The organism is Polyangiaceae bacterium (assembly GCA_015075635.1).
GTDB lineage: Bacteria > Myxococcota_A > Polyangia > Polyangiales > Polyangiaceae > JADJKB01.
In genome coordinates this window covers 261857-286904 of the sequence record JABTUA010000003.1, presented here as the reverse complement: position 1 = coordinate 286904, position 25048 = coordinate 261857, and the positions used below count along the sequence as shown (strand labels likewise).

General features: G+C 70.2%; 19 protein-coding genes and 1 pseudogene. 5 read left to right on the top strand and 15 right to left on the bottom strand.

Going from position 1 to position 25048, the window contains the following annotated elements:
- The first annotated feature begins 24 nt into the window (after window positions 1–24).
- Window positions 25–1245, top strand: a complete 1221-nt coding sequence (locus HS104_31845) for a hypothetical protein (GenBank protein ID MBE7484546.1) — start codon at window positions 25–27, stop codon at window positions 1243–1245.
- Between the two features lie 3 nt (window positions 1246–1248).
- Here the strand turns inward: HS104_31845 and HS104_31840 are convergent, their stop codons facing one another.
- The 5 genes from HS104_31840 to HS104_31820 form a co-directional block, all read right to left on the bottom strand.
- Entirely contained in the window at window positions 1249–2094 is an 846-nt protein-coding gene (locus HS104_31840; GenBank protein ID MBE7484545.1) for a flippase-like domain-containing protein, read from the bottom strand.
- A complete protein-coding gene (locus HS104_31835) occupies window positions 2091–3101 on the bottom strand; it encodes a radical SAM protein (GenBank protein MBE7484544.1) in 1011 nt (336 codons plus the stop codon). Before HS104_31835 ends, HS104_31840 begins: the two co-directional genes overlap by 4 nt.
- A gap of 220 nt (window positions 3102–3321) precedes the next feature.
- Window positions 3322–4317: a radical SAM protein gene (locus HS104_31830; GenBank protein ID MBE7484543.1), complete on the bottom strand. Its 996-nt coding sequence runs from the start codon at window positions 4315–4317 to the stop codon at window positions 3322–3324.
- A complete protein-coding gene (locus HS104_31825) occupies window positions 4314–6074 on the bottom strand; it encodes a B12-binding domain-containing radical SAM protein (GenBank protein ID MBE7484542.1) in 1761 nt (586 codons plus the stop codon). The genes HS104_31830 and HS104_31825 overlap by 4 nt, the downstream gene beginning before the upstream one ends.
- Before the next feature lie 17 nt (window positions 6075–6091).
- On the bottom strand, window positions 6092–6814 hold the full coding sequence (locus HS104_31820; GenBank protein MBE7484541.1) for a hypothetical protein: 723 nt from the start codon (window positions 6812–6814) through the stop codon (window positions 6092–6094).
- 43 nt (window positions 6815–6857) lie between these two features.
- Between HS104_31820 and HS104_31815 the strand changes: the two genes are divergently transcribed.
- Complete coding sequence (locus HS104_31815) at window positions 6858–7439, top strand: hypothetical protein (protein MBE7484540.1); 582 nt, start codon at window positions 6858–6860, stop codon at window positions 7437–7439.
- Between the two features lie 7 nt (window positions 7440–7446).
- Here the strand turns inward: HS104_31815 and HS104_31810 are convergent.
- From HS104_31810 to nuoH, 9 genes and pseudogenes are all read right to left on the bottom strand, one after another.
- A pseudogene (locus tag HS104_31810) lies at window positions 7447–7506 on the bottom strand (hypothetical protein).
- Between the two features lie 94 nt (window positions 7507–7600).
- The gene (locus HS104_31805; GenBank protein ID MBE7484539.1) at window positions 7601–9256 is read right to left on the bottom strand and encodes a serine/threonine protein kinase; all 1656 of its coding nucleotides are present in this window, start codon (window positions 9254–9256) and stop codon (window positions 7601–7603) included.
- A 77-nt stretch (window positions 9257–9333) separates the two neighbouring features.
- A complete protein-coding gene (locus tag HS104_31800) occupies window positions 9334–9957 on the bottom strand; it encodes a nucleotidyltransferase (GenBank protein ID MBE7484538.1) in 624 nt (207 codons plus the stop codon).
- The gene (locus HS104_31795; GenBank protein ID MBE7484537.1) at window positions 9950–10171 is read right to left on the bottom strand and encodes a hypothetical protein; all 222 of its coding nucleotides are present in this window, start codon (window positions 10169–10171) and stop codon (window positions 9950–9952) included. Before HS104_31795 ends, HS104_31800 begins: the two co-directional genes overlap by 8 nt.
- A gap of 59 nt (window positions 10172–10230) precedes the next feature.
- A complete protein-coding gene (locus HS104_31790) occupies window positions 10231–10644 on the bottom strand; it encodes a hypothetical protein (protein ID MBE7484536.1) in 414 nt (137 codons plus the stop codon).
- Window positions 10645–10653: 9 nt separating this feature from the next.
- Window positions 10654–12327 carry an OPT/YSL family transporter gene (locus tag HS104_31785; protein MBE7484535.1) on the bottom strand — a complete coding sequence of 558 codons (1674 nt, stop codon included), beginning with the start codon at window positions 12325–12327 and terminating at the stop codon, window positions 10654–10656.
- Between the two features lie 54 nt (window positions 12328–12381).
- Entirely contained in the window at window positions 12382–12861 is a 480-nt protein-coding gene (locus tag HS104_31780) for a glutathione peroxidase (protein ID MBE7484534.1), read from the bottom strand.
- Window positions 12862–12916: 55 nt separating this feature from the next.
- Window positions 12917–13561: an NADH-quinone oxidoreductase subunit I gene (locus HS104_31775; GenBank protein ID MBE7484533.1), complete on the bottom strand. Its 645-nt coding sequence runs from the start codon at window positions 13559–13561 to the stop codon at window positions 12917–12919.
- The gene (nuoH, locus tag HS104_31770; GenBank protein MBE7484532.1) at window positions 13561–14493 is read right to left on the bottom strand and encodes an NADH-quinone oxidoreductase subunit NuoH; all 933 of its coding nucleotides are present in this window, start codon (window positions 14491–14493) and stop codon (window positions 13561–13563) included. Before nuoH ends, HS104_31775 begins: the two co-directional genes overlap by 1 nt.
- A 242-nt stretch (window positions 14494–14735) precedes the next feature.
- On the opposite strand from nuoH, the gene HS104_31765 reads away from it, so the two are divergent.
- A complete protein-coding gene (locus HS104_31765) occupies window positions 14736–20846 on the top strand; it encodes an Ig-like domain-containing protein (protein MBE7484531.1) in 6111 nt (2036 codons plus the stop codon).
- A gap of 19 nt (window positions 20847–20865) precedes the next feature.
- Here the strand turns inward: HS104_31765 and HS104_31760 are convergent, their stop codons facing one another.
- Window positions 20866–21498 (bottom strand): hypothetical protein, encoded by a 633-nt coding sequence (locus HS104_31760; GenBank protein MBE7484530.1) that lies wholly within the window; start codon window positions 21496–21498, stop codon window positions 20866–20868.
- A gap of 92 nt (window positions 21499–21590) precedes the next feature.
- Here HS104_31760 and HS104_31755 point away from each other — a divergent pair, with 92 nt between their 5' ends.
- Entirely contained in the window at window positions 21591–22070 is a 480-nt protein-coding gene (locus HS104_31755; GenBank protein ID MBE7484529.1) for a hypothetical protein, read from the top strand.
- Window positions 22067–25045 (top strand): hypothetical protein, encoded by a 2979-nt coding sequence (locus tag HS104_31750; GenBank protein ID MBE7484528.1) that lies wholly within the window; start codon window positions 22067–22069, stop codon window positions 25043–25045. Before HS104_31755 ends, HS104_31750 begins: the two co-directional genes overlap by 4 nt.
- The last annotated feature ends 3 nt before the right edge of the window (window positions 25046–25048 follow it).

Sequence of the window (25048 nt, the reverse complement as noted above, 5' to 3'; positions counted from 1 at the left end):
ATAGTCGGGGGTAGCGTGTCGGGAATGAAGCCGTCGGTCGCTGCGCTCTTCTTGCTCTGTCTCGGCACCACGAGCTGCGGCGGCGAGGAGTTCTCGGCCCAGGGCAGCGGCGGCTCCACGGCCAGCGGAGGCTCCGCCGGCGGGGGAGGAGCGGCAGGCGCCGGCGGCGGAGCTGGCGGCAGCGGCGGCTCCACGGCAGGAGGCGGAACGTCCGGTGGGGGCAGCGGCGGCGCGGCGACCTGTCCGGGCACCGCCACCGGCTGCGTGATCGACTGGGCGGGTCAGTTCGGGCAACCGGGCAACGCCAACGGCGTCGGCAAGCAGGCGCGCTTCACCAGCCTGGGCGCCATCACCGGCGACGGCAACTACGTCTACGTCGGCTCGAGCGACGCCATCCAGCGCATCGAGATCAGCAGCGCGACCGTGAGCACGCTCGCCGGTCAACCGGGACAGCCGGGGTACGTGAACGCCGTCGGCACGGCAGCTCGCTTCAGCGGCATCGGCGGCCTGGCTACCGACGGCAAGACGCTCTGGGTCGCCGAGTCGATGAACCAGACCCTGCGCGCCGTCGATCTCGCCAGCGGCACGGTGAAGACGCTGGCCGGGACGCAGGGAGTCGCGGGTGTGGCGGACGGCGTCGGCGCGGCGGCTCAGTTCAACGCGCCGCGCGGGCTCGAGCTGGTCGGCGGGCGGCTCGTGTTGGTGGAAGCCGGCAACCACGCCGTCCGCGAGATCGATCCGAAGACCGGCGCGGTCGTGACGCTGGCGGGAAAAAACGGCGCCGGCTCCGCGGACGGACCGGGCAACCTCGCCCAGTTCAGCTCGCCGCGGGCGCTCGGAGCCTTCAACAACGAGATCTGGGTGGGTGACACCGAGAACCACCGGTTGCGAAAGGTCATCGCGGGCAACAGCGCCGCCGCTTCCACGGTCAGCTCTCCCGTTGGCTCGACTCAGGGCTGGGCGGACGGCGTGGGGACCGTCGCGCAGCTCAACCGGCTGCGCGGCGTGACCAGCGACGGCGCCGAGCTGCTGGTGGCGGACAGCGACAACTTCGTGATCCGGAAGGTCAACCCCAAGTCGCTCAACGTGTCCACCATCGCCGGCACGGCCGGCAACCAGAACCACGCCGAAGGCGTGGGCGCGGCGGCGGCGTTCAACAAGCCGACGGACGTGCACTTCGATCCCGGCACCGGTGATCTCTTCATCACCGAGGCCGACGTCGTGCGCCGCATGTACTACAAGTGACGTTCATCCCAGCGTGCGCGCCAGGAAACGCGGCGCGAAGACCAGCCCCAGGAGACCGGGCAGCACCTGCTCGAGCAGACTGAAGACCAGCGAGGCGGCGAGCAGCGCCTCGGCCGGCGCGCTCCCGCGAAACAGCACGACCACCAGCGCTTCGCGCAGGCCGAGCCCGAGCCAGGCGAGAGGCAGCTTCGCCCCGAGCAGGCAGAGCGGGAACCAGGCGAGCAGCGCGGCGGCGGGGATCGCCAGCCCGAGCGCCCGGAGCGCCAGCGCGAACACCGCGAGCTGCCCCACGCCCATTCCGAGCGCCCACCCGAACGAAGCTGCGAGCGCAGCGACCGTGGCGCCGCGACGGCGCATCCACACCCAGGCCGCGAGCAGCGCCAGCGTCGCGCAAGGCAGGACCCACAGCGCGCCGCCGAGCAGGGCGCCGCTCGCCGCCACGGTCAGCAGCGCCAGCACCTTCAGCCCGAGCAGCGTGAGCTCGGCCCCGAGCGCGCTCTTGGCGTCCACGCCGTGGACGCGAGCCAGGTACAGCGCGCGCGCGCCCTTGCCGACCACGAAGCTCGCGCCGGCGTGCAGGGCCAGGTGCCCCAGCGTGGCCTTCATCGCCAGGAGCCGAGGGACCTTCACGCCGTGTGCCGCGAGCGCGCTCCCGAGCGCCAGCGCCGAGAGCGGGAGATTGACGGTGAGCGCCGTCCCCAGCGCCAGCGCAAGTGCGGTGGGCTCGGCCCGAGCCAGCACGGCGCCGACTTCCGCGGCGGCGATCTGCCGAAACAAGAGCGCGCAGAGGCCGAGCGAGACGACGACGCTCAGCGCGAAGAGCCAGACGCGCCGGGCGGGTGCGCTCACCCTGCCATCCTGCGGAGCTCGCCGAAGCGACGCGTGGCGAGGTTCCACCAGGAGCTCGGCCAGAGGCCGAAGAGCAGGTTCTTCTCGACGTTGTGCGCGCACTGACAGACGTGCCCCGAGCAATCGATGCGCGGCAGGCGCCGGAACGCCTCGCGCACGCCGAGCTCCAGCACGTTGGGCGCCGGGAGCGCGCTCGGGTCGTTCACGCTGCGGGAGCAGGGGAACATCCGGCCGTCCACCTCCAGGCGCGCCGTGATTCTCCCGGCGTGTGTGCGCAGTCGGTGTTGGTCGGGGTAGCGCATGAGCTCGCGCAGACCACGAGGCGAGTTCCAGATCTGGCGCATGGCCCGGGGATCGTCGAGCAGCTCGCGGAGCACCTGGCGGTAACGCCGGACCTCCGGCATCTCGGGGTTCGGCTCTCCCGAGCCCAGCACATGGGTCGCTCCGGGCTGGACCACGATGCGCGTGCCGTAGCGTCGAGCCAGCCCGATCAGGTAGGGCAGCTGCTCCAGGTTCTCGCGGAACAAAGTGACCGAGAGCACGAAGGGTTTCTCCGCGCGCGCCAGCAGCCCGAGCCCGGCGCTCAGCTTGGCGAACGAGCCTTCACCTCGATAGCGATCGTGGATGGCCTCCGGGCCGTCCACGCTGACCAGGAATGAATCCGCGGTCGCGACGACCTCCGGGCGCTCGGGGAGCAGCGCACCGTTGGTGTTCACGCTGCTGGTCATGCCGTCTCGGCGCACCTGCCGGAGCAGCGCCGGCAGATCTTTGCGGACCAGCGGCTCGCCGCCGGTGAAGTGGACGCGTCGGCAGCCGAGCTCGGCGAGCTGGTCGATCACGTCTAGCGCCGCCTCCGTCGGCAGCCCGTCGGGCCCGCTGTGCCGGCTGCAGAACGCGCAGCGCGAGTTGCAGCGGTGAGTGATGGCCCAGCCGACGCCCAGGAGCTGGGGGCGGCCGAGGACGGACGCGGCGACGAAGCGCCCGGCGCTGCCGATCAGAGCGCGCACTTGGTGAAGCCCGCCTTCGTGCAGTCGGCCGCTCGGGCATGGAGGTCTCCCTCCGATACCTGGGGCCTGCTACCCGGCGCACCGACGCTTACCGGGACGGGACTTGCACCCGTAGGAAAAGTGCAGCGTGGAATCGGCGCAGCGACCGCGTGAGCGGGCGCGGAGCCGATTCCTTCACGACGCACCATGCTCCCCAGCCTACACCAGCTCGCTCGACGCTTCAGCGAGCTCGGATCACCCGCGCGATGCTCGGCACGATGTCCACTCGACCAGCCATCAGCATGTTCAGCTCGACGGAGCCGCAGAAGCCACAGCCGGCGCATTCGTAGCCGGGCAGCTCGGCCAGGGCGCGGGCGACGCCGTGCGTGCGTACGTTCGGGATCGGCGCGTCGTAGCGGATGCGATCGCAAGGCACCACGTCGCCGTTGGCCTCGATCATCGCGAAGGCCTCCCCGGCCCAGCAGGCGAGGCCGCTGATGTTGGGCCAGGCCGCGATGTGGCGGAGGCCGCCCAGGCTGTTGCGGAGCCGAGCAGGATCCCGGACCTTCGCCTTGACCAGGACCTGGATGGCGCGGCGGTAGTCGGCCGGGTCGGGGAACAGCTCCTGCCTCACCTGCTCCGCCGAGTGCTCCGTGGCCATGACCGGCTGGAACGCCACGAAGGTGTCGTGCCGGCGGGCGAAGTCCAGGGCGAAGGGGATGTCGTCGAGGTTCTCGCGGGTCATGGTGAAGGCGAACGAGAACTTCACGCCGAGCTCCTCGAGCACGCGGATCCCGCTGGTGAGCTCGCGGAAGGCTCCTGCCCGGCCGCGGATGCGGTCGTGCACCGGCTCGCTGCCGTCGAGAGAGAGCTTCACCAGCTCGAGGGGGCGCAGGGCGTCCTTGCGCTCGGCGAAGAGGAATCCGCTGGAGTTCAGCTCGGTAGCGATGCCCTGGCCGACCGCCGCCTGGACGATCTCCGCGAGGTCCTTGCGCAGCGTGGGCTCGCCACCGGAGAGGGAGAGCCGGCGCGTGCCGAGCCGCCCCAGATCCGCGATGACCGCGCGCCACTCCCCGGTCGCGAGCTCCTCGCTGGGCGTGGACCAGAACGAGCAGTAGCGGCAGCGCGAGTGGCAGCGGTTGTTCAGGTTGATGCGCACCGCGACCGGGATGCGGCGCCCGAGCGCGCGCACCTTGGCCATGTCCAGCAGCGCGGCGGCCTTGTCGGCGGCCTTCACTTGCCCTCTACCTCCCGCGGGCCGCTCACCCGGAGCGGCGCCACGCGCTCGCGCAGCGTCTCGAAGAAGGTGCGGTAGCGGTTGGGGATGCTGTCCGGGGCGGGCCTCGCCAGGCCGAGCTCGGCGACGCGCCCGCGCGTCAGCATGCTGTCGCTCCGGCGCCGGGCGGCCTCGTCGCGGGCGAGCTCGAGCGCGCCGCGCACGCCGCCGCCCTTCGCGAACACGCCGTGGCGGGCGCCGGGGCTCGCCACTGTGAAGAGCGCCTCGGCGAAGGCCAGGGTCGCGCGTCCCACGCGCCGCCCGAGGGACGCCGCCGCGGTCGGCCGGAGCGGCCGGAGCGCGAGCTGCACGCCCACGCGCGCGTAGCGCCCGAGCTCCTCCCAGCTCTGCACGCGCCGCAGCATGGAGAGCGCGTAGCCCGGACGGGAGTAGAAGCGGAGGTAGGCCCGCCGCGCCAGCCGCTCGAGCTCCGCGCGGTCGAGCTCCGTCCAGGGTGTGGGCAAGAGGTGCTCGCCGATCCTGCCGGCCACGTACTCGCGCCAGTAGTCGATGCCCAGCTCCTCCACGACGTGACGGCGCTCGAGCTCCGTGTGGGGCTTGATCACGGCGATCTGGTACTGCGCGTAGGCGAGCGGCAGCGAGAGCGACAGGTCCACGGTTCGTCGCACGCTGGCCAAGGTGTCGCCGGGCGCGCCCAGGATGAAGAAGCCCAGGGCCATGATGCCGGCCTCCCGCACCGCGGCGAGCGTCTTGCCCAAGTCGGTGGAGGCCGCCTGCCCCTTCATCATCTGCTTGAGCACGTCGTCGTCACCGCTCTCGACGCCGAAGTAGATGCGGCGGCAGCCGCCCTCGGCCAGCGCGCCGATCAGCTCGTGGTCCGGCTGCTTCTTCGAGCCGTGGAAGCTCAGCGAGTCCACCCGGGAGCGACACGACCAGATCACGTCGAGCTTTCGCCGCGCGACCTCCCGGGCGATGTCCAGCGCGCGCTGCCGATCGTGGAGCATCAGCGGATCGAACCAGTCGATCTCGTGGATGCCGAGCGCGACGCACTCGGCCATCTCGTCCACGATCTGCTCTGCGCTGCGGGCGTCCCAGCCGCTCTGACGCATGCAGCAGAAGGTGCAGGGATAGGGGCAGCCGAGCTCACTCATCCCGATGGTGAAGCTCTTTCGCTGCGAGATGTGCGAGTAGTAGAGCGAGTTGTCGAAGATGCTGCGATCCGGTGTGGGGTAGCTCCGAAACGACGGACGCGCGCCCGGGAAGGTGTGGCGGAGCTCGCCGCCGCTCTTGAAGAACAGCTCCGGCACACGTTCGTAGCCGCGACCGCGCTCGAAGGCCTGAAGGAGCTGGGGCAAGAGCTCGTGGCCTTCGCCCCCGCACAAGAAGTCGAACGCCCCCTGATCCATGATCTCGTGCGGGTAGACCTTGGCCTCGTAGCCGCCCACCAGCAGCGGCAGGCGCGTGCGCTGCTTGAAGGGCCTGGACCAGGCGTAGAGGTCACGGATGGTCTGGGCGGCGTGGGCGGAGAAGGCCACCAGATCGGGCCCCCAGTCCTCGACCTCGCGGATCACCCGGTCCAAGGACTTCTTCTCGGCGGGAGCGTCCCAGAGCCGGACCTGCCATCCCGCCGCCTTCGCGCCGCGCGCAGCCCAGCCGAAGCCGATGTGCGGGAACAGCCCGAACTCGTCGTCGACGGTCGGCAGGTTCTCGTTGAACGGCTTGGCGTAGAACGGCGGGTAGACGAAGGCGAGTTTCACGGACGTGCGCTGTCCGCTCAGGGTACACCGGGCGGCGCCTTGGCGCTCGGTCCCCGTCGGAGCTCGCCGAGCGCGCGCAACGCGACCAGGACCCAGGCCAGGTAGAAGGCGATCTGGAAGAAGCCGAGGGGACCGCCGACGGGATCGCCCGAGCCCGCGCGCGGGACGTAGCCCAGGCGGCGCTCGAGCAGCGGCAGTCCGTCGATCACCGCGGTCAGGCACGCGGCGCCGAAGAACGAGACACCCTCCGCGAGCCGCGAGCTCACCGGCGAAAAACCCGCCCAGAACGCCCGCACTCTGCCGAGCGGGGCCAGCGGCAAGCCGAAGAAGAGCGCCATCGGCGCGCTCATCCAGAGCACCGACCAGGTGGCGAGCGACGAGTGGCTGTGCTGCGCGTTGTGGAAGTTCGGCGAGCCTCCGGTCCAGCGGGCGACGAGGCCGTGTCCCAGATCGACGCCGTACACCTGCCCCCAGTCGATCTCCTCGAGGCCTGCCAGAAGAAGGTAGGCGACCACACCGAGGGCGAGCGCACGCGCGCGGCCCGCAGCGCGGGTGCCGAGCCAGAGCCAGAGCAGCGCCGCGCCACCGAGCGCCAGGTGCCCGGCGTGCTCGATGGGTCCCTCCTTGGCGGCCAGCCGGAGCCAGAGCTCCGGCAGCGCGAGCGCCACGCCGAGGTACGCGAGCACCATCGCGGCGAACAGCACCGCGAAGGGCTGGCGGAGGAGCTCGCGGGGGCGCATCGCCGAGATCTAAGGGAAACTGGCAGGTGATACCATCGCCGCGATGGCCCGGGGTCCAGAGCGCCTGACCGCAGTCGCGCTGCTCGTCTGCGCGTGCTCGCTGACCCCACTGGACTCGCTCAAGGAAAACACCGACGCAGCGGCGGGCGGGAGCCCGTCGAGCTGCGAGCGAGGGGTGCAGTGCAGCGGCTGCTCGAGCTGCGCGCTGTTCTGCGACTGCGTCGCGGCCCAGGACGTGGTGCAGTGCATCCTGGGCTGCCAGGGAGGCGGAGCAGGAGGCACCAGCGGGGGCGCCGGCACGGGCGGCGCGATGGGCGGCAGCGCCGGCTGGGCGGGCAGCGGCGTGGGCGGCGGCGGCTGCAACAGCACCGACCGCCAGTACTGCGCCGACTGCTGCAACGCGCTCGTGCCCGGCGGCTACCAGGCGTACGCGGAGACCATCGACAAGTGCATCTGCGGGGCGACCGCGCCGTGCAAGAGCGAGTGCGTCGATTACTGCAACGGCGCCCAGCTCGGCAACTGCTACGCCTGCCTCGAGACCCCGGCCGCGGTCGAGTGCACGGACCTGTACTGCACGGCCGCCTGCCTCGAGTTCAACACCTGCTACTACAACTGTGGGTCGTGATGGCGCTTCAGCAGCCCTCGTCGACCTGCCCGTCGCAGTCGTCGTCGAGGCCGTTGCAGACCTCCGTCCCCGGCTGGACGAGCTGCGCGCAGTTCGAGACCCCGTTCTTGCACTCCTGGGTGCCGAAGGAGCACGCGCCGTTCTGACCCGTTCATTTCCTTTCAGCAGTCATCGGGGACCATCTTCACGTCGTCGGCGCCGATCACCGTCCACGACGCCGCGGGGCCGTAGCTCACCACGATGTCTTCGCCACTCACCGCCGATCTCTCGAGCACCTTGCCGACGGTGCAGCGGGGGGCGCGCACCGTGCCGGTCATGAACGTCACTACTGGCAGCTTCGCGACGACCGGCGCCTCACCGTCCAGCGTGACCGACGCGACCTCGCCCTTCGCGGTGAAGGTGTAGGTGATGGTCCCATCGCTCTTGGCGAAGTCGACGCTCCCATCCGACTCCGGCTCGTCCACGGACAGCGTGGAGAGCTCCGCTCCGGGCAGCTGCTGGCGCGCCAGCTCCAGAGCCTTCGGGTAGAACTGCACTGCCTCGACCCGCTTCAGGTTGGTCACTCCCGCCGCCGGCGCCTTCGGAGGCGCCGCACCGGACTTGGGCTCGGCGGGTGGCTTCGTCTCGACGATGGTGATGGTGTCGCGATCGCCGAACACCACGAGCGCCACCACCGCCGAGAGCGCCATGCCGCCGCCCAGCACCAGCACGCCGACGCCGCCCCACAGGAGCGGGCTCGGGCCGCGCTTCACCGGCACGCGCTGCTCCGGCAGCGTGGCAGCGTAGCCGGGCGCGGTGGGCGCGGTTCTGCCGGCCTGAGCGCCGGGAGTCAGGACCGGGCGCGGCACGCTGGTCGGCACGCCGGTCAGCGTGACGAAGCTCTCCGCGGGGAGGAAAGGTGCGGTCTGGCGCAGCTCCGCCGCGAGCTCCTCCGTCGTCTGCTGGCGGCGGGCCGGGTCCTTCTCCAGCGCGCGGAGGACCACGCTCTCCAGCGCTCGGGGGATCTCCGGGCGGAGCTCGCACAAGCTCGGGGGCCGCACCTCGATGTGCTGGCGCAAGAGATCGTAGAGGTTCTCCGCGTGGAACGGGCGCTGCCCCGTGAAGAGCTCGAACGCGATCATGCCGAGCGAATAGATGTCGCTGCGATGGTCAACGGCTTGCCCGCGCGCCTGCTCGGGTGACATGTAGTGGGGCGTGCCGAGCAGGGCGCCGGTCTTGGTGGCGCCGCTGACGCCGGCGATGTCCGGGCGCAGCTTGGCGATGCCGAAGTCGAGCACTTTGGTGCGACCCGTGCTGGTCACGAAGATGTTGTCGGGCTTGAGATCGCGGTGCGTGATGCCCTGCGCGTGCGCGGCTCCGAGCGCGTCGAGCACGTTCAGCAGGATCTGGAGCATGGCCCCGAGGGGCGCCGGCCGGTACATCTCGATGACCCGCGTGAGCGGCGCGCCGTCCAGGTACTCCATCACGATGTAGGGCCGACCATCGGGGAGTCGGTTCAGGTCGAGCACGCTGACGATGCCCTCGTGACGCACCACGTTCACGGCGCGGGCCTCGGCGAAGAAGCGCTCGGCCAAGCTCGGCGCGCGCGCTGCATCGGAGGAGAGCACCTTGATGGCGACGCGGCTGCCGATCTCGGGGTGCACGCCCCGGTAGACCTCGCCCATGCCACCCTGTCCGATCAGCGTCGCCACGCGGTAGGCGCCGACCATCGAGCCGAGCAACGGAGAGAACGAGTCGTCGTTGAGCGCGCCGCCGTCCTCGGTGCAGAACCCCCCCGCTGGGTACGAGCGACCGCACTCGGGACAGACGAAGGCCACGGGTGAAGGATACACCGGCGCGTGCCAGGCGGAACTCGGCGGAGCGCTCCTCGACCGCCGCGCATGCGCCGACGGCCTCAGCGGCGCACGGCGCGGAGGATCTCGTCGAGACGAGAGACGTGGTCGTCCGATTCCAGGGCCGCGCTGAGCTGCGCGAGCGTCGCGCGGATTCGGCCGAAGTCGAGATCCACCTTCGATTCGACGATGCCCTCGATGTCACCCACGTCCCGGGGTCGGAGCGCGAGCGCCTTCATCACGATGACGTCCTCGGGCGTCGCGAGGGGAAAGCGGAGCTCGCCCACCTCGGTCGCCCGAGCGCGGTGCACCAGCTCTGACTCGAAGGGCAGCATCCCGAAGCTCAGATCGACCTCGATCTTCGAGGGGCGGTGAACCAAGAGCAGCACCCGCGTGTTCCTGGCGAACCCCAGCGGATCGTCGATGCGTGGGAAGAGCCCGTGCCCGGCGGCCTTCTCCACCAACGCTTCCCAGGTTGATTCGTCCGCGAGCGCCACGACGTCCACATCCTTGGTCACCCGTGGCTTCCCGTGCAGCGATGCAGCCACGCCACCCACGACGGCAAAATCGACCTTCGCGGCCACGAGCCAGGCGGAGACCGCCCGCAGCACCGCGGTGAGGCCGCCGAGCGAGGCGGGTGAGCTCGGACTCGGCGCCTTCCGCGGACGCTTTCGCTGGTTAGCCATGCGAGCACGCCAGACGCAACTTCATCCAGAGCGCGCGCACTCGGTCGTCGTCCAGCCCGAGACTGTCACGCCAACCAAAGTCGTCGACCGAGCCCATCAGGGACTCGAGCTGCGCGAGCTTGTCCTCGTAGGTCGCCTGCCGCGACTCCTCTGCAAGGCGCGAGGCGACCATCTCCCACCGCATCCTCGGGGTCAGCGCTGGGGCGTCGGCCATTGCTCGAACGTAACACGACGGCGTGCGTGGGCGCACGGTTCGCCCGTGCAGGACGCCCCTCAGCGCCGCGCCGTACAGCGCTTGGCTCGGCACTTTGGCGCGCACTGAATGGGCGGCCCTTCCCAGACGGGCGCCGCGCAGCCGGCGTCGGAGAACGCGGAGTGAATGCGCTCGAGCTCGGCCTTGGTGGCGGAGTCCGTCACGCCGGCGTACACGTCGAGCCCGTAGCGAAAGCAGACGCAGTCGGAGTCGGCGGCGCACGCGCCACCCGCTTCTCGCGCCTTGGTGTAGCGCTCCCGCAAAGGCGCACATCCGGCTGGCTGTGCGCTCCCGGCGCTGGAAGCTGCGGCTTCGGGGGCTGGGGCTGGAGCCTCGATGGTCGCCGCGTCGGCCTGGGGAGCGGCTGGCTCTTGGCGACAACCGATGGCCAGCAGGCAGGCAGCCGTACCCAGCCAGAGCTCGCGGAAGCTCATCGTTCTCGCTCAGCCCTTGATCACGTGCAGCATCTGCAAGACGGGCTTCATCACGCCGCCGAGGCCTTCTCCCACGATGGCGCCGACGGCGAGGGTCGTCAGAGTGATGTTCTTCACCTTGAGCGCTCGGCCAAGCAGCCCCCAGAAGACCAGGCCGCCGAAGAAGAACGCGAAGTCGTAGGCGACTGGCAGCACCAGCGCGATGCCGATGCCGACGGAGGACGGCAAGAAGCGGTGGAGCTTCTGGTTCTCTTCCAGGATCACGTAGACCACGCCCAGCACCGCCGCGATGGCCATGGCCTTCACGGCGCCGGGCGGCATGGGCGAACGGCCGTCGAAGACGAGCGCCGTCGCCGCCCACATCTTGGCGACGGGCGCGGGCAGGTCGCCGCCGTCGAGCGCCACGGTCTTCGTCTTGCGGATCCACTCGAACACGTAGGCGCTGACCAGCGCGCAGGGCACGATGGTCAGGGTCTGAGTCCAGAACTGCCAGCGGCTCGGCACCTTGAGCCAGCGGCCGTACACCATGTCCCCGGTCAGGTTTCCGGCCTGCGCCCCGCTGCCAGCCACGAAGCCCGCGCCGGCCAGGTTGGTGGCCGCGCTGCTCCCGCCGGCCAAGGCCGTCACCCCCTGGAGCAGCACGCCCATGACCCGCGCCGGGTTGAACGCGGTCTGGGCGGCCGCGCGGGTGGCGATCACGTTCTGCAAGAACCCGCCGACGACGACCAGGATCAGCACCAGGGCCAGGTTCAGCCCCAGCGCCAGCGACGAGAACAGCGACGTGACGACCAGCGCCACCACGACGAAGACGACGTAGGTCCTGGGTTTCAGCACCGGATCGTCGTCGTCGGGGTTGGAGCCGCGGATCGACAGCAGCGACTTCATGCTCGTGCTCACGACCTTCCAGTTGACCGCCATCAGCGTGAGCCCCGTCGAGACGAGGAAGCCGATGCCCGGCCAGACGTACTTGTGCGGCGCGGACGGCGTGGGCACGTGCGGCGCCATGATCAGCAGGATGCACCCGCCCACCAAGAAGCCGACGCAGGTGCGCATACCCATCAGGTACGCCCCACCGATGGCGAACGGTGACCAGGCGATGGCGGCGCCGAAGGCGGCGAGGCCGAAGACGTGGAGCTCCGTCCCTTCCGGCACGATGCCGAAGCCGCCGTCGTTGTTGGCGACGACGTAGGCGATGCAGACCAGCACGCTGGCGAGCAAGTAATACGGCTGCTTCGGATCACCCTTCTCGACCAACGCCTCGATCACGGAGGCGGTGGCCTTGGAGCCGGGCCAGGGCAACTGCGCGCGCAAGATGAGCAGGTCGCGCAGCGGGATGACGAACACGAGACCGATCAGGCTCGTGACCACGGCAAAGCCCGCCATCTGCCAGAGCGAGTAGGGATCGCCGGTCATGGCCTTGGCTGCATAGAAATTGCTGATGAAGCCGAGGCTGCCGCCGGCGCTGCCCATGGTCGCGACGATCACCATCTCCGTGGACGTGATGCGCGTCTTCGAGAGGAAGAACATCGCGAAGAAGAACAGCGCCGCGATGGTCGGGCCCTCCTCGATCACGCCGAACGAGAGCGTGAGATAGGAGTTGATGGCGCACAGGAGGACGGCCAGGAAGAACCCGGCGATGACTGCGCGCGCGGATGGACGCTTTGGCGAGGCTTCGGGGCTCACGGGCGCGACGCTATCACGACCCGCCCACGTTCCGGGCCCGGCTGCCCGCGGGGCTCAGAGCACCGCGCGCAGCTTGGCCTCGATGGCTTCCGGCGTGTCGTTGGGTGCGAAGCGCTCGAGGACGCGGCCCTGCTTGTCCACCAGGAACTTGGTGAAGTTCCACTTGATGGCCTCGGTGCCGAGCACCCCCGCCGCTTCGTGCTTCAGGTGCTCGTAGAGCGGGTGGGCGCCCTTGCCGTTGACCTCCACTTTGGCGAACATCGGGAAGGTCACTCCGTAGGTCGTCGAGCAGAAGCTCTTGATGCTCGCCTCGTCGCCCGGCTCCTGATGCCCAAACTGGTCGCAGGGGAAGCCCAGCACCTCGAGGCCCTGGTCCTTCAGGCGGCGGTACATGGCCTCGAGCCCCTCGTACTGCGAGGTGAAGCCGCACTTCGAGGCGACGTTGACGATCAGGAGCGTCTTGCCCCGATAGGCTTCGAGCTTCTGCTCCACACCGTCGATGGTCTTGGCGGAAAAGTCGTAGACGCTGCTCACCGTGTCCTCCGGGATCCCATGTGTTGTACCCGCGCCCGGATCGGCAAGAGGGGAGTCACTCGTCCTGGGGCGGCGGCTCTTCGGGCTTCGCCTCCGCTGCGGGCTTCGCCTCCGCTGCGGGCTTCGCCTCCGCCGCGGGCTTCGCCTCCGCCGCGGGCTTCGCCTCCGCCGCGGGCTTCGCCTCCGCTGCGGGCTTCTTCTCCGGCGGAGGCTGGCCGCGCTTGGGGTCCTGCATCTCCATCAGATTGGAGGCCTTGCCCCAGGTCAGCGGCTTCTCCTTCTCGTTCGCGTAGAGCCTGTCCATCGTGAGCACCAGGTCCTCACGACGGTACGCGGGCGTCTCCGGCTGCCGGCACATCACGATGGCGTCGGTCGGGCAGACCTGCACGCAGAGCTCGCAGTAGATGCAGGCATTCAGGTCGAGGGTGAAGTCCTTGGCGTAGCCGCGGCGCTTGCCCGTGACCGGCGACTCCTTCTTCTCGGCGACGATGGTGATGATCTGCGAGGGACAGACCTTCTCGCACTGCAAGCACCCGACGCAGGCCTCGTCCCCTTCTGCGTCGTGGAGGAGCGCGAAGCTCGTGCGGTAGCGCTCGGCGCGCTCGCGCTTCTGCACCGGGTAGTGCACCGTCACCGGCCGCCGGAACGAGCTCTTCAGCGTGAACGCCAGCGCTCGGAGGCCATCGCTCAAGTAGCCCATCAGCGCACGGCTCCGGCTTTGTAGTGGACCCAGACCGCCGCGAACATGACCAGGACGAGACCGGCGGGGACCAGGTACTTCCAGCACAGGGTCATCAGCTGATCGGCGCGGAAGCGCAGGAACGTCCAGCGCACCCAGAACACCACGAAGAACAGCAGCAGCGTCTTGACCACCATCCAGTGCAGGCCCGGCGCGATCCCGAACGGCCCGGCCCAGCCGCCGAAGAACAGCGCCGCCGCCACCGCGCTCACGATCAAGGTGTGCAGGTACTCGGCCAGGTAGAACAGGCCGAACTTCATTCCCGTGTACTCGGTGGTGACGCCGGCGATGAGCTCGCTCTCTGCCTCCGGGATGTCGAACGGGATGCGGTTGGCCTCCGCCAGGGACGCCAGGAAGAAGATCCCGAAGGCCAAGAGCCCGGGCCCCGGCGGCCAGCCGATGATCCAGCCGTGCTGCTCCTGGTAGCGCACGATGTCCGAGATGCTCATCGAGCCGGCCAGCGTCACCGGCACGAGCGCGGCGAGCACCAGCGGGATCTCGTAGGAGACTCCCTGCGCGACCGCGCGCATGCCGCCGAGCAGCGCATACTTGTTGTTGCTGGCCCAGCCGGCGATCCAGACCGGGAAGACCGTGAGCCCGCCCATCGCCAGCACCCAGAGCACGCCGATGTCGAGATCGGCGGCGATGACCTCGGGCCCGAAGGGGATGACCGCCGCGGTGGCGAGCGCGAACAGCACGGTCAAGGGCGGCGCCAGATTGAACAGCGGCCGGTCCGCCGAGGCCGGGACGATGTCCTCCTTTTGCAGGAGCTTCACCGCGTCGGCCAGCGGCTGGAGCAGGCCGAAGGGCCCCACGATGGTCGGTCCCACGCGGCTCTGCATGCGGCCCGCGAACTTGCGCTCGAACCAGATGCTCCAGGCCGTGATGGTCATGAGCACGGTCACGATCACGACGCCGTAGACGGCGCCGTGGACGTACGGGTTCTTCAGGAGCTCGGTGGGCAAAGCGTCACGTAGCGTCACTTTTGGACGCGGCGCTGGCCATTTAGCAGCAAGGCCCGGAAGCCTTCAAGGACACGCGGTTTTTGTGGCGTATGGGCCGACCATCGGGAGCGGGCTCAATTCCCGCCGCTCGTATACGATGCCCCGGTCCGCTTGGTCCGAGGGAGATGCCGATGAAACGATCACCCGCGCCGCTGGTCATGCTCCTGGCGCTCGCCGCCGCCGCCTGCCCCAGCACCACCCCGCCCGTCGCGCCAGTCAAGAAGGCGGATCCCCCGCCCGCCGCGGTCGAAGAGAAGGTGGTGTGGAGCATCTCCAAGTCGGGTTTGGGCTTCCGCCTGACCGACGCCGATCCGGAGCGCCCTGCCCGCGCTAAGAGCGCACCCGCCACGCCGCTCACCGCGGCGGACGCCCAGCGCGTGCTGTCGAAGCTGCCGCCGTTCAAGGCCGCCGCCCAGGCCAAGAGCTTCGCGCTGCGCGAGAAGTCGATGCCGGCGCCGCGCCCCGGCGAGACCATCAAAACCGCGTTCCCACCAGCGGCGGGGCCGCCGCCCGCCACGCCGACGCCGAAGGGACCGGTCGGTGTCACCCGCTTCCAGCCCGAGGGGGAGGTGAGCATGGCGCCGAGCCTGAGCGTCACCTTCTCGGAGCCGATGGTCGAGCTCACCTCGCACGCCGACCTCGCCCAGAAGGGCGTTCCGGTGCGCCTCACGCCGGAGCCGCCCGGGAGCTGGCGCTGGGTCGGCACCCAGACCCTGATCTTCGAGCCCAAGGAGGAGCGCCTGCCGATGGCCACCGAGTACCAGGTGGAGATCCCGGCGGGCACGCGCTCGGCGAACGGGCAGAGCTTCGCCCAGGGCAAGAGCTGGCGCTTCGCGACGCCGCCACTGCGCGTGGAGAGCTTCATGCCCAGGCAATGGGACGGGCCGACGGATCTCGAGCCGCTGCTCTACGCGACCTTCGACCAGCGTATCGACACGAACGCAGTGCTCGGCGCCTTCGTGCTGCGCGCGGGCCAGCGCACCTTCCCGGTGCGGCTCGCGGGTGAAGAAGAGATCGAGAAGTCGCGGCCGGCACGCGCAGCCCGGGAACGAGCGAAGAAGGACCGCTTCATCGCCATCAAGCCGGTGAGCCCGCTGCCCAAGAACACCTCGTTCGAGGCGGCGTTCAAGGCCGGGACGCCCAGCGCGGAAGGCAAGCGGCTCACCACTTCGGACCAGAGCTTCTCCTTCCGCACCTACGGACCGCTCGTGGCCGAGAGCCTGACCTGCGGCTGGGACGATCACTGTCCGCCGCTCACCCCTTGGTACCTGCGATTCTCGAACCCGCTGGACGAGAAGACCTTCGACAAGAACCTGATCAGCGTGACCCCGCCGCTGCCGGAGAAACGCGTCGAGCTCTCGGGCTCGAGCCTGGTCATCCGCGGGCGCAGCAAGGGTCGCACCAAGTACAAGGTCACGGTCGGGCCGGAGCTCGGCGACACCTTCGGGCAAAAGCTGGACAAACCCGCGACGCTCGAGATCCAGGTGGACTCGGCGGAGCCGTTCCTGTTCCCGGAGCAGGAAGAGATGCTGGTGCTCGATCCGGCGTTCGGTCCCAAGATCGGCGTCTTCAGCATCAACCGCCCGCGCCTGAAGGTGCGCCTGTACGCGGTCGAGCCCGCCGACTTCGCGCGCTACCAGAAGTGGCGGCGGGACTGGGACTGGGAGGGCAAGCTGGGCGAGCCGCCGGGACGGCTGATCTCGAACCGCGCCGTGGACGTGAAGGGAGCCGCGGACGAGCTCACCGAGACCAGCATCGACCTGGGTCCCGCGCTGAGCGGCGGCGTGGGCCAAGTGCTGGCGATCGTCGAGCCGCCGACGCACCCGCCGCCGGACCGCTGGGGCTATCGCTCCCGGCAGTGGGTGCGGGTCTGGCTTCAGGTCACCAAGATCGGCCTCACCGCGTTCACCGACTCCACCGAGGGGCACGTCTTCGCCACGAGCCTCGCCGACGGCGCGCCACTCGCCGGCATCGACGTCGCGGTGGAGCCCCGCGGCGACCGGCAGAAGACCGGCAGCGACGGTCTGGTCAAGCTCGCGCTCGCGAGCTCCGGCGAGCGTCTGGTCGCCCGGCGCGACAAGGATCTGGTCTGGCTCGGCAGCGGCAACTTCGTCGCGCACCCGCTGGACGACCGCATCCGTTGGTTCGTGTTCGACGACCGCAAGCTCTACAAGCCCGGGGAGCGGGTCAACGCCAAGGGCTTCGTGCGGCTGTCCGGCGCGGGCAAGAGCGGTGACTTGACGCGGTTGCCTCGCGGCGCCGCCGAACGCGTCAGCTTCATCGCCTACGAGCCGCGCGGCAACGAGATCGCCCGCAGCACCGTGCCGGTGGACTCCGACGGCGGCTTCCACTTCGCGTTCGACATCCCCAAAGCCGCGAACCTGGGCAGCGCGCGGGTCGCGCTCGAGCTGGAGGGCGGCCGCTCCTTCGACGGCGATCGCCATTCGCACTACTTCGACGTCCAGGAGTTCCGGAAGCCCGAGTTCGAGGTCACCGCGCAGACGACGGAGGGGCCGCACTTCGTCGGCAAGCACGCCGTCGCCACGGTCGCGGCGACGTATTTCGCCGGCGGTGGGCTGCCGGACGCGGAGGTCGAGTGGGCCGTGAGCGCGGCGGACGCGAGCTTCGTGCCGCCGAACCGCTCGGGCTACCACTTCGGCAAGCCGAACCGCTGGTCCTGGTGGAGCCGCGACGACAAGGACCGAAGCGCGCGCGAGGAGTGGAAGGGCAAGACCGACGCCAGCGGCCAGCACCGCATGCGCGTGGACTTCGACGGCCTCGATCCTGCGTATCCGCGCCAGCTCGACCTTCAAGCCACGGTCACCGACGTGAACCGGCAGGCCTGGACTGCGCGCGCCAAGATGCTGGTCCATCCCGCCAGCGTCACCGTCGGCCTGCGGGAAGAGAGCACCGTGCTCGCCGCCGGCAAGAGCATGAACCTGGACGTGGTCGTGACGGACCTCGACGGCAACGCGGTGGCGGGCCGCCCCGTCAGCGTGAAGCTCGAGCGCGTGGTCACCCGCTGGCGCGGCTCCACCTCCGAGGAAGAGGTCGGTCCGGCGGAGACCTGCAGCGTGACCAGCACGGCGGAGTCGGCGCGCTGCAGCCTGGCGACGCGGGCCGGGGGGCTGCACCGGGTGACGGCGAGCGTGACGGACGTGCACGGCCGCCCCAGCCACACCCAGCTCGAGCTCTGGGTGCTCGGCGAAGATCCGCCGGAGAACCCGATGCTGCGCCAGGCGAAGGTGCAGCTCGTGCCCGGCAAGCGCGAGTACTCGCCGTCGGACACCGCGGAGCTGCTGGTGGTCGCGCCGTTCGCGCCGGCCGAGGGCGTGCTCACGGTGCGCCGCGAGGGCGTGGTGAAGATCGAGCGCGTGCGCTTGGACAAGCGCTCGAGCACGCTGAAGATCCCGCTCTCCGATCGCTGGCTGCCCAACGTGACGGTGGAGCTGGATCTGGTAGGCGCCACGCTGCGCGAGAACGAGCGCGGCGAGCTCGACGAGAGCTTGCCCAAGCGCCCGGCCTTCGCCTCGGGCGCCGCGTCCCTGAAGATCCCGCCCAAGGACCGCTCGCTGTCCATCCGAATCACGCCGGAGAGGAAGGAGCTCGCACCCGGCGGCAAGACGCGGGTCGCGTTCCAGGTGAGCGACTCGAGCGGGCAACCCGTGGGCGGCGCGTCCTTGGCCATGGTCGCGGTGGACGAGAGCGTCCTGGCGCTGGCCGGCTACGACCTGCCCGATCCGATGGAGGTGTTCTACCCGACGCGGCACGCGGGCGTCAGCGACTACGAGACGCGACTGAAGGTCGCGCTGATGAAGCCGGACACTGCCCGCTTCAGCTTGCAGGCGAGGCCGAAGGCCAAGAACGGCGGCGGGAAGCTGCGCGCGGGCGAGGTGATGGGCTCCGGCATGGGCTACGGGTCCGGCGGCGGACGCCTGGGCGGCTCGCACCGGGTGGCCGCGAAACCGATGGCGATGAACCCGTACTCGACGTCGGCGCCCGCCCCGCCGCCGGCGCCGCCCGCGAAGGCCGAGAAGAAGGCGGACAGCAAGGATGCGAAGGGCAAGGAAGCGCCGGACCAGCCCATCGCGATGCGCAGCGACTTCAGCGCGCTCGCCGCTTTCCTGCCGAAGCTCGTCACCGACGCCCGCGGTCGCACCGAGGCCAGCATCAAGCTCCCGGACAACCTGACGCGCTACCGCATCATGGCTGTGGTCGCCTCCGGCGAGAACCGCTTCGGCTCGGCCGAAGGCGCCGTCACCGCGCGCTTGCCGCTGATGGTGCGGCCTTCGGCGCCGCGCTTCCTGAACTTCGGCGACCGCTTCTCGCTGCCGGTGGTGCTGCAAAACCAGACCGCGAGCCCGCTCAGCGTGGACGTCGTCGCTCGCGCGGACAACCTGAAGCTCGCGGAGCCTCGCGCGCTCCGGGTCAGCGTCCCCGCCAACGACCGCGTGGAGGTGCGCTTCCCGGCGGCGGCGATGTCGGCCGGCACGGCGCGCTTGCAGGTGGGCGCGGTCTCCCCCGCCGGCAACGACGCCAGCGAGCTGGAGCTCCCGGTCTGGACGCCGGCGACCACCGAGGCCTTCGCGACCTACGGGCAGCTCGACCAAGGCGCCGTCGCGCAGCCCGTGAAGATGCCCTCCAAGGTCTTCAAGGAGTTCGGCAACCTGGAGATCACGACCTCGTCCACGGCGCTCCAGGGCCTGACCGACGCCCTGCTCTACATCGTGCGCTACCCGTTCGAGTGCAACGAGCAGATCTCGACGCGCATCATGACCATCGCGGCGCTGCGCGACGTACTCACGGCCTTCGACGCCAAGGGGCTGCCGCCACCGAAGGTTCTGAACGCGACCGTCGGCGCCGACATCGAGAAGCTCAAGAGCCGCCAGAACTGGAGCGGTGGCTGGGACTGGTGGCGGCGCGATCGCGAGCCGGTCCCTTACGTGAGCGTGCACGTGACCCACGCGCTGATCCGCGCGGAGAAGGCCGGGTATCCGGTGCCGCGGGAGCTCCGGGACTCGGCGCTGCGCTTCCTCGCCAGCATCAGGAGCCGCTTCCCGCACTGGTACCCGCCGGAGGCGCGCCGCGTGCTCGAGGCCTACGCGCTCGCCGTGCGCTTCCTGGCCAAGCAGGGGGATCCGGCGCGGGCCCGCGCGCTGATCGCCGAGGCCGGCGGCGTGGAGAAGCTCCCGCTCGACGCGCTGGGCTGGCTCTTGCCGACCTTGAGCAAGGACACCGCCAGCGCCAAGGAGGTCGAGGCGATCCGCCGCCACCTGGACAACCGCACCACCGAGACCGCGGGCAAGGCGCACTTCGTCACCAGCTTCGACGAGAGCGCGGAGCACGTGCTCCTGGCCTCGAGCCGCAAGAGCGACGCCATCCTGCTCGACGCCTTCATCGAGGACCGCCCCGACAGCGATCTGATCCCGAAGGTCGTGGCTGGGCTGCTCGCGCACAAGAAGCGCGGTCGCTGGCTCTCGACCCAGGAGAACGTGTTCGTGCTCCTGGCGCTGCACCGCTACTTCACCACCTACGAGAAGGTCACGCCCAACTTCACCGCCCGCTCGTGGCTTGGGACGCGCCTAGCCAGCGAGCACCGCTTCCAGGGCCGCAGCAACGATCGGCAGCACGTGGACATCCCGTTGGCGATGCTCGCGGAGCTGCCGCAGCCCTCGACGCTCACGCTGGGCAAGGAGGGTGACGGCCGCCTCTACTACCGCATCGGCATGCAATACGCGCCGGAGGATCTGCGGCCGCCGCCGGCGGAGCACGGCTTCTCGGTGAGCCGGCTGTACGAGGGCGCCGAGAAGCCCGGCGACGTGCGCCGCGACAAGGACGGCACCTGGCGCGTGAAGGCGGGCTCACTGGTGCGCGTGCGCCTGGCGATGGTGGCGCCGGCGCGGCGCTACCACGTCGCGTTGGTCGATCCGCTCCCGGCGGGCCTCGAGCCGCTGAACCCCGCCCTGGCCACCACCGGCTCGATTCCGGTGGACCCGCAGGCCGAGGAGAAGAAGTCGAAGACGCCGTGGTGGTGGTCGCGCGCCTGGTACGAGCACCAGAACATGCGGGACGAGCGCGTGGAGGCCTTCGCGTCGCTGGTCTGGGCCGGCGTGTACGACTACACCTACGTCGCGCGCGCCACGACACCCGGCGAGTTCGTGGTGCCTCCGCCCAAGGTCGAGGAGATGTACGATCCGGAGACCTTCGCCCGCGGCGCGGGGGATCGGCTGATCGTGGAGTGAAGGTGCGCGGCCGCACAGTTTAGAAGGAGCCGCGGAGCGCGCCGCCGCCCAAGTGCGGCACGAGCGTGAGGCTCGAGGGCCGAGCCGGCTCGGACGTGTCCGTGAGGGCGAGCGCCAGGCCCGTGGCGCCGCCCGCGAACGTGCCGACGGCGAGACTGCCGGCGAAGAACCGTCCCGCTCGCCTCTCGCAGGCGTCGCGCTCGGGACCACGCGGATCCTCGCACGCGAGGAACCACGCGCCGCCGCCGAACACTGCGACCGTGGAACCGAGGATCACGCCCGCCGCCATGGGCGTATCGAGCTTCGCGAAGCGTCGCCGATCGGTGATCGCCAGCGCGCCGGCCGTCGCCCCAGCCGCGGTCGCGCCGAGGGCGACGCCGATGGGCAGAGGCTTCAGCATCGAGTCTCGCAGACCTTCGCTGCCGAGCGCCCCGAACGCGAGCCAGGTGCCCGAGCCGAAGCTGGCGCCCAAAACCGCCGCGCCCAGCACCGGGTACCACGTGGAGTCGTCCGGCAGACTCGGGAGTGGGGCGAAACCGGGGTGCCACGCGGCCGGCTCGTCGTCCGCGGCGCTCTGACACCACGCGGGGCTTGACCCGAGCCACACCCCCGCGGCCAAACCAAGCGCCGCGATGGAGCGAGCGATTCGCACGGCTGCTGGTACGAGTGTACCAGCTTGGTGTCTCGAGTCGAGGCAGGCTCCGCCGTCGCGCGCGAGCCACGACTCGGTGTAGACTCGCTCGGATGGGCAAGAGCGCACGGCTCACGGCGACGCGCGCCGCTGGCCTTTTCTTCATCGCGCTCGGGTGCGCGGCGGCCTGCGGCAGCAGCGACGGGGACGACGCAGGCGGTTCCGGAAGCGTGTGGGCACCGACCACGGTCCCGTTCGACCCGACCTGCAAGGGCTGCGAAGAGCTCGGCACGGTGACGCTCTCGCACCTGGGCGAAGCGAAGCTGATGGTGGATCGGAACGTGGACGACCCCGAAGCGCAGTGGACGCGCTGCGTGAACGACATCCTGGACTGCGTCGAGGAGACGAAGGACGAGAGCGCGTGCGTCGCGAAGTCCGGCTGCCCCAAGGCGTGCAAGGCCGACTACGAGGCTCGCCTGAGCGCCCTCGGACAGAGTGACCTCTCGGCCCGCTGGAGCGCGCTCCGCGCTGTTTTCGTCTCACCGACCTCGCGCTGCGCGCCGGCCGGCAAGGGCCCGGAGGTGGTGCCGTGATCCGGCGCATCGCGGGTCTCGCGGCGCTCGGCGCGGCGTGCCTGGCGACGCGGCCGGCGGCGGGCTGGGACGTCGGGCTCGACGAGACCAAGGGCTGGAAGAGCATCTACTGCTCCGGGGTCGCCGACGTGAGCGAGGTGTGCAAGGACGAGCAAGGCAAGCCGAACACCGGCGGCCTACACTCGGGAGACAAGCAGCTCCACGGCAACGAGCACGCGGAGATCTCGGACCACGTGCTCTGGCTCATCTCGCCGAAGCTCCATCAGATGTTCGGCGCCGCTGCCTGCAAGGACACGACTAGCGCCGACGCCAATTGCCCGCGCATGGTGGATCTGAACGCGAGCTGGCTCCGGCGGGGCGTGGTGCACCCGGCGCCGAAGCAGGGCGAGCCCGACCCGAACCTGGCCGGCGACCTGAAGGAGACGACGCTCCGAGAGCGGCGCTTCCCTCCCCTCGCGATGTGGTCGTCGCTGCCGGACTTCTCCTACACGGTCTACGACTGGATCAACGCGCGCCGGCTCTGCCCGTCGCTGCCCCAGGACGCGGACCGCCGCGAGCTCTGCCACGTCTACACCGCCTGGCTGGGCGCGGGGCTGAACAGCACCCACTTCGGGCACCTGCCGCTCCGCGTGTACGCGCGCTATCACGAGATCGCCCTCGCGCTGGCCAAGCGAGCCAGCGCGCTCAGGAAGAAATTGACGAGCGGCGGCGCGGAGGTCTGGCACCGGGAGTACGTGCTGGAGCTCGAGCGCTTGGCGCTCACCTACGAGGCTACCGGGCAGCACTTCGTGCAGGACCGCTGGGCCTCGGGTCACATGATCGCGCGCTGGGGGCCGGGCTCGTACCACGAGCTGCCGCGGGTGGGTGGGCAGAAGCCGCGTCTGGACGACGCGGTGCTGACGGGCGTGCTCACCGGCATGCTGCACGGCAGCCAAGCAGTGTTCCACCGCCCGGATCCGCTGGGCGCTCCGCTCTTGAAGACCGACTGGCCGATCGGGCTGGCGAAGCTCCTGCTCACGGGCAGCGCGCCGGAGGATCAGGGCACGCTGGCGCGCTGGCGCTACGTCGCGGACAACGCGTTCTCGCCGCCGAAGCAGACCCAGGGCGCGGTGGGCGACTACCTGTTCAAACCGCTGATGACCAACTCGTACTCCGGCGTGCCGGGCGCCGAGGTGAAGCCCGCGATCTCCCTCGCGCCGGCGGTGAACCAGAGGAAGGGTCTGGTCTACTGCGTCGCCCAGGGCTTCCGGCAGGTGATCGCCGCGCTCGGCGACGACGACCCGAGCGCCGCGAGCTACGGCATGCTGGAGCTGCCGCTGCCGCCGCCGGACGAGGCCGAGCACGAGTACGAGTGGGTGCCGGGCGCCCAGCGCCTTGGGAAGAACCCCGCCGAGGATCCGCTCTGCAACAGCCAATGGGTGACGAACGAGTCCTGGTACATGGGCCTTCGCACCATCGCGGGGCAGAACTCGGTGCTGGCGGACTCGGTGTTCGTGGTGGGCGAGGCGCTGTTCGGCGAAGACCAGAAGTACACGCCCCCCGCGATCCGCGCGGGCCTCGCCTACACCATGGCGCGGATGCACGGGCTGGAGCAGGTGCTCTCCGACCAGGCGCACCGCAAGCGCCCGGACGGAAGCGTGGACTACGGCACCGAGCTCGCGCGCCAGAGCCCCAGCTTCCACGCCAACGATTTCTGGTGGAAGGGCAACCAGAACTACGGCCTGCCGGAGTACTACGAGCCGGCGGATCTGGACACGCTGCCGGACCTCGACCAGGTCCACGGGCGGGACAAGGCGGCCATCTACGGCTTCTTCAACAAAGGCGCGGTGGAGCACTGGTGCACCGAGAGCCTGTCGAAGGACCAGGCTGGGGCGGTGACCGGGCGTCTGGCCGAGCTGCGAGACCAGATCGTCTCCACCGTCGGCGACGACGAGACGCGGAACGTGCTGACGGCGGCCTGCTCGTACCTGGCCGAGCGGATGCACAAGCGCACGGATCAGAGCTACGACGGGCCCCGCACGGAGCTGATGGGCGAGCACCTGCCCTTCGACCAGACGACCAAGCACGGAACGAGCTACGAGCCCATCTGCAAGCTCGTGGATCAGACCGGGTTCGTGGCGACGAGCGACAGCTCCGACGACGCGCGCCCCTACCTGCTCCACTACGGCTACGTGGAAAAACCGGGCCAGAAGGGCGAGCGAGGACACGCCGCCGAGTCCCTCGAGAACTGGTGCAAACGCGTGCCGGTGCTCGACGTGGCCACTCCGTCGAAGGACCGCGACATCGTCTTCACCGTCAACGAGACCTCCACGCGCTGGGTCGTGTTGCAGGGCCGGAACCTGGGCACGAAACCGCCGAGCGGAAAGACGGGGCAGGTCCTGGCGCAGAACGCCAGCTCCGCGTGGCAAGCGCTGGACGTGTGGGACGAGGCGACCCAGAGCGAGAAGGGCGGCTGGTCCGACGACGGCAAGATCCTCTACGCGCGCTTGCCGCCCTCCAAGCAGGGGTTCCCTACGCCGGCCACGCCGGCGATGGCGCCTCACGAGCTCCTGAAGCTCCCGCCCACGCCCTACGCGGTGCGGGTCGTCCGCGCCAACGATCCCACGGCCAAGCTCGCCGAATTCCTCTCGGACGGCGCCGAGACCGTCGGCACCTACAGCGTCGACGTGCGCCCGCAGGTCCTGCAGGTGCAGTGGGCACCGGTCGCGGCGGGCACGCAGGAGATCCGCGGCGAGCTCTGCCACCCCGTCTGGCTGCGTCCGCACATCGCGCTCCTGGCCAAGGACGTGTACCAGCTGAAGAACGAGGTCTTCACCAAGCTCAGCGTACCGTTCACCTGGTACGACGACATCCCGTGGCAGCCCACGCCCAGCGTTTCGTGCGATCCGACGAACGAGCGCGCGGGGGTGTCCATCGCCAACCCTGATCCCACGGTCTTCGACGGGACTGCCGTGTTCGTCTTCGCTTACCATTGAGGC

What these genes read in the sequence shown, in the direction of transcription:
- HS104_31845 (MBE7484546.1), top strand. Translation starts at nt 25, where the DNA reads ATGAAGCCGTCGGTCGCTGCGCTCTTCTTGCTCTGTCTCGGCACCACG.
- HS104_31820 (MBE7484541.1), bottom strand. Translation starts at nt 6,814, where the DNA reads ATGCGCCCCCGCGAGCTCCTCCGCCAGCCCTTCGCGGTGCTGTTCGCC.
- HS104_31815 (MBE7484540.1), top strand. Translation starts at nt 6,858, where the DNA reads ATGGCCCGGGGTCCAGAGCGCCTGACCGCAGTCGCGCTGCTCGTCTGC.
- HS104_31800 (MBE7484538.1), bottom strand. Translation starts at nt 9,957, where the DNA reads ATGGCTAACCAGCGAAAGCGTCCGCGGAAGGCGCCGAGTCCGAGCTCA.
- HS104_31795 (MBE7484537.1), bottom strand. Translation starts at nt 10,171, where the DNA reads ATGGCCGACGCCCCAGCGCTGACCCCGAGGATGCGGTGGGAGATGGTC.
- HS104_31790 (MBE7484536.1), bottom strand. Translation starts at nt 10,644, where the DNA reads ATGAGCTTCCGCGAGCTCTGGCTGGGTACGGCTGCCTGCCTGCTGGCC.
- HS104_31775 (MBE7484533.1), bottom strand. Translation starts at nt 13,561, where the DNA reads ATGGGCTACTTGAGCGATGGCCTCCGAGCGCTGGCGTTCACGCTGAAG.
- nuoH (MBE7484532.1), bottom strand. Translation starts at nt 14,493, where the DNA reads ATGACCATCACGGCCTGGAGCATCTGGTTCGAGCGCAAGTTCGCGGGC.
- HS104_31765 (MBE7484531.1), top strand. Translation starts at nt 14,736, where the DNA reads ATGAAACGATCACCCGCGCCGCTGGTCATGCTCCTGGCGCTCGCCGCC.
- HS104_31755 (MBE7484529.1), top strand. Translation starts at nt 21,591, where the DNA reads ATGGGCAAGAGCGCACGGCTCACGGCGACGCGCGCCGCTGGCCTTTTC.